The organism is Mesorhizobium sp. M1A.F.Ca.IN.020.04.1.1 (genome assembly GCF_003997315.1).
GTDB lineage: Bacteria > Pseudomonadota > Alphaproteobacteria > Rhizobiales > Rhizobiaceae > Mesorhizobium.
This window is the reverse complement of record NZ_RZSN01000243.1, coordinates 1-6,426: the sequence shown is the minus strand read 5'-3', so window position 1 is coordinate 6,426 and position 6,426 is coordinate 1. Positions and strand designations below refer to the sequence as shown.

Below are 6,426 nucleotides of genomic sequence, written 5' to 3'. Positions count from 1 at the left end.
TCCCTGTTCACCGCCTTTACCCGCAATCAGGTAAAGCCGGTGAACAGGGAAGGGCGGACCGAGCACGTCGGGACCAGCGAGGCGGCACAGGGACGGTACGACGCCAAGCGGGGCGGACGGCGCGGTCTCGCGAAGGCCGAAAGAAGCCGGGAGTATGCCATAAAGGCAACGCAGAGTTGGCAGAAAATTGCGCTCGCCAGCGGTGATCGGCGTGCTGTCTCTTATGCAGAACAGCAGCGAGATCATTTGATAACAAGCCTTTCGGCAGGTCAGGCGGAAGCGAGCGTAAATGTCGTCCATGCAGATTTCGGATCGAAATTCCGCGCCAATCTGGTAACCTTGCAGAAAGTCGTTTTGGAGGGCCAGGAAATGCGCGAGACAACACGAGCAGAGTTTGAAGCCTATGAAAAGAAGGTCGAGACGGCCTTGTTCCGGCTGGAGCGGAGCGTCGGTCCGGACGAGCGAGACGACTTTGATGAAGTCGCGTCTGTTGCTCGCGAGCATGTGAACAGCCGGCGCGAGCTGATGGAGCTTTACGAGCTGAAGGGCCAGGCACAGGCGGGGCAGGGGGTCTTCGACAGTGCTGTCGCCCGCCATGGCGAGAGGGCTGTGCGTGAAGGAGATGAGATCCTGGCCGAATACGATGCTGCCTCCCATTCACTTGAGCGCGCCACGACCAGATTCTCGAATGAGTATTCCCGCAGTGACCTATCCGATGACGAGCGTGCAACCATACGCGCTGACTATCTTGCGGAGTCAAATCGATATGACGCCGTGCTTCAACGCTATGCCCGGGAAGCACTCGACGGAAACACCTATCTCTACGAACAATCGAGGGGCGAGGAAGGCCTGCAGGAGGCGCTGAAGGAGGAGGCGCAGCAACGTGCTTCCCAGCGGGCGATCGACATGTACGACCCTATAAGGAACCTCCCGGCGCAGCAGCATGACGAACAGACTGTGCGAGTTGGTGACGAGTTGTTCGCACGCATCGACGCCGCAAGAATAGCAGTTGATCGCCTTTACGAGCCCGAAAATCGGGAGAGCCCGTCACGCTCTTCGCACCTCGTCGAGACGGAAGCCGACCGTGCCGCCCGGATCGCAGAATTGAATGAGGCCGAGGTCCGACACACCAATCTGTTGCGGGAGGCTGCCCGAGCCGCGCTCGACGGCAACGGCTATATCCGTGATATGGCAACGATCAGACACGATCTGAACAACGAGATCCACATGGAGAGCCGGCGCCGGGCAGAAGCAGAACAGGGACGTGACGAAAACGTGCGTGTTACATCTGGACCGTCTGAACCGGGCAGCCGTGTGGCGAGGTTGAACGAGGAATTCAGATCGGATCCGGCGCAACAGCATATTCCTCGCCTCGAGGAGTTGGAGCGCGAGGAACTAGAAAGAAGGGAACGCGACCGCGACGACCGGGACCGTTAATGGACCATGTTTAACCGACAGGACTACGTTTATCAGAGCAGCGACCCGAAGGGTGACGAGGGATTTGGCAAGGTATTTGCGATCGTCATCTGTTTCGTTTTCTTCCTGGGTGCACTGCAGGTTGCTTATGAAGCGGTGTCTGGCTGGTACCAAAGCTTCATGCAGTGGGGCAGCGAAATGCTGGCTTTTTTGGCCGGCTTTTGGCCGTTCTAACAGTTGCAGGCCCCTGGCGCTCAAGTCTTATGCAAGGATAAGAAAATGGCAGACGAACCGAACCGGAATCCGACTGCTGACGAAATCGCCGGTATGCAGTGGTGGAATTTGCTTACCGAGGCTGAGCGCGCGAACTGGCTCGCCCGGGCGTATTCGGCAGTTCCCGCCGATGCTTGGGCAGCATATAAACGCCAAGGACCGCTCGATCTACAACCTGCTGCGGGGATCCACTAAACCGCTGGCGACTTCGGCCGGGAGCGCAGCTGTAAGGCGGATCCCTGATCCGAAGCCGCCGCTCCTACTGTGCGCCTCATGTCGGTCGTAGGGGTTCGTTTCCCGTCACCCACTAGCAGACAACCTCGGCAAGTCTCTTTGCCTAATGCCATCTCGACCTATCACCCACCGCGACGAGCCGTCGATCCCGGCTGTGCCAAATATCCAGTCGGACCTCATGCGTAAGAGGCGAGGTACCGCTCGCCGATGTCAGGCAGGACGGCCACGTTGAGGCGCTCGATCCGCAGGCGCGGCGACTATTCGGCCGCGGATGCAGCCGGCTTCGGATGTCGACGCCAGCCGAGCGCAGGCGCGACGCGGTCGATGAAGTCCGTGATGATCTGTTCGTATTCGTGCTGCTCGAAGTCGTAAGGCAGCTCCAGCCGCAGTTCCCGCACGCCGGCCAGGATCGGGTCCTTGGCCAATTGCTCCAGGATCTGCTCCGAGGTGCCGACGACATCGCTGGCGAAAAGCGTGCGGCGTTCGCCATGGACTCGCAGGGTGCGATCGTGACGTGCGGCGGCGTAGTCGGCGTAGCGCTTCCTGGTTGAAGCATCCGCGCTGTCGAACGGGACGATCACCCGGCCCAACGTCACGCGTCCCGGCTTGCCATCGTGTTGCGCGGCAAAAGTCTCGAGCTGGTGCAGCTGAGCCTCGAAAAAGTTGTCGGTGCCTTCGCCGGACGTGACGTTGCTGAGCAAAAGGTTGAGGCCGTTGCGGCCCGCCCATTCGGCCGATTTCAAGGAGCCGCCGCCGTACCAGATACGGTCCGGCAAACCCGGAGCATGCGGCTGCAGCCGGGGCCGCACGCGGCCGCCGGGAAATTCAATGACGGCGCCGGGCTCGCCCAGCAGGTCGCCGCGCAAATTGTCGACAAGGCGAAGGACGCGCGCGTGCGAGAAATCGAAATTGCGCCAGTCGCCGTCGAAGACAAGTGGTCCGAGGATGGCGGCATGCAACGGGAAGCCGGCGCTGACGCCGACATTCAAGCGGCCGCGCGAGAGCACGTCGACCGTCGAGAGATCCTCGGCCAACCGGTAAGGGCTTTCGTAGCCGATGGGGATCACGGCCGTGCCGAGCTCGATCCGGCTGGTACGCTGCGTGGCAGCGGCGAGGAAGGCGGCGGCCGAGGAAATGCCCGGCTCGAGGTGGCGCTGCCGCACCCAGGCGCCGTCGTAGCCCAGGCGTTCGCCCAGCTCGAACAACTCCAGCGTCTTCTGGAGGCCTGAATATGGATCGTGATGTGGGTAGTTGCCCGGCGTGAGAAAGGCCAGGCGATCGATCGAAATCGAGGTCGGCGCCATCGCGGTTCCTCCTCTTAGGGTGCTGCCAAGCGGAACGAAGGACCGGCGCCTCGGAGGCGCCGGTCGAGAGGTTAGGCTGGCTCAGCTGTTGGGCTTCGGCAGGCCGGGCGGGTTGGTGCGCGACTGGTCGATCGCTTCGGCCGTCAGGCTCCACTTCTTCAGCACCTCGCCATATTTGCCGCTGGCGATCAGCTCATTGATGGCTAGCGTGATGGCGTTGGCGAGGCCGCTGTTCTTTCTGGTTGCGACGGCGATCTCGGCGGTCAGCGGCCAGCCGCCGCTGACGATGCCGACCAGCTTGGTCTTGCCGCTGACGGCAGCGGCGTAGGCGAGCGTGGCGTTCGGATTGAATTCTGCATCCGCGCGCCCCGATTGCAGGGCCAACTGGCTGGCTGCGGAATCATCGTAGTACTGCACTTCGACCGGCTTCAGGCCGGCCGCGACATTCTCGCGATCCCATTCCAGCAGGATCTTTTCCTGGTTGGTGCCGGCGCCAGTGATGACCTTGAGGCCGGCGACGTCCTTCGGCTCCTTGATCGAGGTGATCTTGCTGTCGGCCTTCACGTAGAAGCCGAGTACGTCCTGCCGGTAGGTCGAGAAGTCGAACTTCTCCTTGCGCTCCTCCGTCACCGTCACGTTGCTGATGACGGCGTCGTATTTGCCGGAGGCGAGGCCGAGCGGCCAATCGGCCCAGGCGACCGGCACGAGGTCGAGCTTCAGCCCGAGCGTCTCGGCGATCAGCACGGTAATGTCCGGATCGGTGCCGACCACGGTTTTCGCATCGGTCGCATAGGTGCCGACCGGCGGATCCCACGGGCTGGTGGCGACGGTGAGGTAGCCTTCCTTGGCGAACTTGAAATTCGGCGCGATTGCCGTTGCGGCCTTTTCGCTCTTTTCGGTGTGGATGCGGCCCGGCTGTTCGGGGCTGAGATCGAATTCCGCCGCTTGTGCGACGGAGCCTAAGGCCATAGCCGACAGGATTGCACCGAAGGCGAGGGAAAGGGGTTTTCGTGACAATGTCATTGGGTCTCTCCTTGCATGATGGACGTGCGCTCGAATGTTCCGGCAGGGAGCCTGGGAGGCCGGCGGTTCGCACACGCCGCCAGCCCGGTTCGTCGAAAATTGCGCGCTAGAGAACCTTGGCGAGGAACTCGCGCGTGCGCTGATGGGTCGGGGTCGCGAACACCCTCGCAGGCGTTCCAACCTCGAGGACCTTGCCGGCCTCCATGAAGACGATGGTGTCGGCAACCTCGCGGGCAAATCCGATCTCGTGCGTAACGATCACCATCGTCGTGCCGGAGGTCGCAAGTTCCTTGATGACGTCCAGCACCTCGCCGACCAACTCGGGATCGAGCGCCGAAGTCGGCTCGTCGAAGAGCAGCACCTTCGGCTTAAGCGCCAGCGCCCTGGCGATGGCGACGCGTTGCTGCTGGCCGCCGGAGAGGTGGCGCGGATAGGCATCAGCCTTTTCCGGAAGGCCGATACGGGCGAGCAAGTCCTTGGCCAGTTCGACCGCCTCGGCGCGCGCAATACCCTGCACCGAGACGGGCGCCTCGATGATGTTTTCCAGCACCGTCAGATGCGGGAACAGGTTGAAGTTCTGGAACACCATGCCGATCGCGGCGCGCCGCCGGCGGATCGCGGCTTCCTTGAGTTCGTAGAGCGTGTGCCCGTCGCGATGGTAGCCGACCAGCTCGTCGTCGATGGTGACGAAGCCGGTGTCGGTCCGTTCGAGGTGGTTGATGGTGCGCAGCAGCGTCGACTTGCCGGCGCCGGATGGGCCGATGATCGCCGTCACCGAGCCGGGCGCAAGATCGAGATCAACATCGTCGAGCACGGTGAGCGCGCCGAAACGCTTCGACACGCCGCGGATTTCGACGCGTCCGACACCGCGCCGCGCAAGTTTTTCACCGGCGGCGACAAGAGGCTTGCGAGCCGCGGCGGCCGGCGCCGGGGCGGGAGGCGGCGATTTGGTTGCCGGCGACGCGCGGCGTCCGGACAGGAAGGCAAGCGCGGCGGGCAGGAGCGCATCGGACGGCGTGCGCACGGCGCCGCGCGAGAAGCGCCGCTCGATGCCGAGCTGGATGACCGACAGCACGCTCATGATGATGAGGTACCAGATGGTAGCCACCATCAAGAGCGGGATCACTTCCAGGTTGCGCTTGTAGATGACCTGGACGGTGTAGAAGAGCTCCGGCAAAGCGAGCACGTAGACCATCGAGGTGGACTTGGCCAGGCCGATGATCTCGTTGAAGCCGCTGGGCAGGATCGCGCGCATGGCTTGCGGCAGCACGATGCTCAGCGCCTGGCGCCGCCGCGAGAGGCCGAGCGCGGCTGCCGCCTCATGTTGGCCTTGGTCGACGGAGAGGATGCCGCCGCGGATGATCTCGGCCGAGAAGGCGGCCTGGTTGAGGCTCAACCCGACCACCGCCACCCAGAACGGGCTGAACACCTCGACGGTGTTGTACTGCGCGAACAGCAGGTTGGTGAACGGCACGCCAACATCGATCGTCGGATAGAGATAGCCGAGATTGTTGAGGACGAGCAGCAGCACGATGAGCGGGATCGACCGCAGCAGCCAGATATAGGCCCACGAGACGCCTGACAGCAGCGGGGAGGGAGACACGCGTGCGAAAGCGAGAACCGTTCCCAGGAGGAAGCCGAGCGCCGAGGCGAAGACGGTCAGCAGCAGCGTTCGTCCAAGGCCGACCAGCACGGGCTCGGAGAAGAAGAAACGGGCGAAGACGTCCCAGCCCCATCTGGAATTGGTCAGGATCGATTGCAGCGTGAAGAAGATGACCAGGACGGCGGCGATTGTGCCGACGACGCGCCACGGGTGCCTGGCCGGCACCACCTTGTACCCCTGCCGGTCGGAAGTGACCGGCGCATTCCTGGGGGCCACCCCTTCGCCTATGTCGGCCGTTACTGTCATGGATCGCTGCCGCTCCAATGTAGCGTGTTCAACGGGATACTTTCATTTTCCAAGTAAACCCAAAATACATTAGTGAAAGCAATAATTATATCATGACATCTGCTTTTATATTTTTGACACTTTGGAGTTAATTCATCTATAGATTCTGCTTTCGTGGGTAGATTTCGTGAGTTATGACACGATCAGCTGGCTTTCCGCTCGAATGCATTCGGGCCGAATTCCGCCGTCAGCGCGCTGATGTCCTTCTCGAAAGGCAGCGTGCCGTGG

5 protein-coding genes and 1 pseudogene are annotated in these 6,426 nt (G+C 62.2%); 3 read left to right on the top strand and 3 right to left on the bottom strand.

Annotation, left to right across the window (positions count from 1 at the left end; genetic code table 11):
- The 3 genes and pseudogenes from EOA49_RS32890 to EOA49_RS29270 all read left to right on the top strand — a co-directional run.
- Positions 1–1,437, top strand: a pseudogene (locus tag EOA49_RS32890) (hypothetical protein); the annotation flags it as partial.
- A 6-nt stretch (positions 1,438–1,443) separates the two neighbouring features.
- A complete protein-coding gene (locus tag EOA49_RS29275; protein ID WP_127242055.1) occupies positions 1,444–1,650 on the top strand; it encodes a hypothetical protein in 207 nt (68 codons plus the stop codon).
- A gap of 45 nt (positions 1,651–1,695) precedes the next feature.
- Positions 1,696–1,884 carry a hypothetical protein gene (locus EOA49_RS29270; RefSeq protein WP_127242056.1) on the top strand — a complete coding sequence of 63 codons (189 nt, stop codon included), beginning with the start codon at positions 1,696–1,698 and terminating at the stop codon, positions 1,882–1,884.
- Between the two features lie 296 nt (positions 1,885–2,180).
- On the opposite strand, the gene EOA49_RS29265 is transcribed toward EOA49_RS29270, so the two are convergent.
- The 3 genes from EOA49_RS29265 to EOA49_RS34055 all read right to left on the bottom strand — a co-directional run bounded on the left by EOA49_RS29265 (position 2,181) and on the right by EOA49_RS34055 (position 6,159).
- Complete coding sequence (locus tag EOA49_RS29265; RefSeq protein ID WP_127242057.1) at positions 2,181–3,227, bottom strand: LLM class flavin-dependent oxidoreductase; 1,047 nt, start codon at positions 3,225–3,227, stop codon at positions 2,181–2,183.
- Between the two features lie 81 nt (positions 3,228–3,308).
- Positions 3,309–4,250: an ABC transporter substrate-binding protein gene (locus EOA49_RS29260; protein WP_127243503.1), complete on the bottom strand. Its 942-nt coding sequence runs from the start codon at positions 4,248–4,250 to the stop codon at positions 3,309–3,311.
- Between the two features lie 106 nt (positions 4,251–4,356).
- Positions 4,357–6,159 (bottom strand): amino acid ABC transporter permease/ATP-binding protein, encoded by a 1,803-nt coding sequence (locus tag EOA49_RS34055; protein WP_127243502.1) that lies wholly within the window; start codon positions 6,157–6,159, stop codon positions 4,357–4,359.
- Positions 6,160–6,426: the final 267 nt, after the last annotated feature.

Excerpts from the sequence above, each read along its gene's own strand:
- EOA49_RS29270 (WP_127242056.1), top strand. The coding sequence starts at position 1,696 with ATGGCAGACGAACCGAACCGGAATCCGACTGCTGACGAAATCGCCGGT.
- EOA49_RS34055 (WP_127243502.1), bottom strand. The coding sequence starts at position 6,159 with ATGACAGTAACGGCCGACATAGGCGAAGGGGTGGCCCCCAGGAATGCG.
- EOA49_RS29265 (WP_127242057.1), bottom strand. The coding sequence starts at position 3,227 with ATGGCGCCGACCTCGATTTCGATCGATCGCCTGGCCTTTCTCACGCCG.
- EOA49_RS29275 (WP_127242055.1), top strand. The coding sequence starts at position 1,444 with ATGTTTAACCGACAGGACTACGTTTATCAGAGCAGCGACCCGAAGGGT.
- EOA49_RS29260 (WP_127243503.1), bottom strand. The coding sequence starts at position 4,250 with ATGACATTGTCACGAAAACCCCTTTCCCTCGCCTTCGGTGCAATCCTG.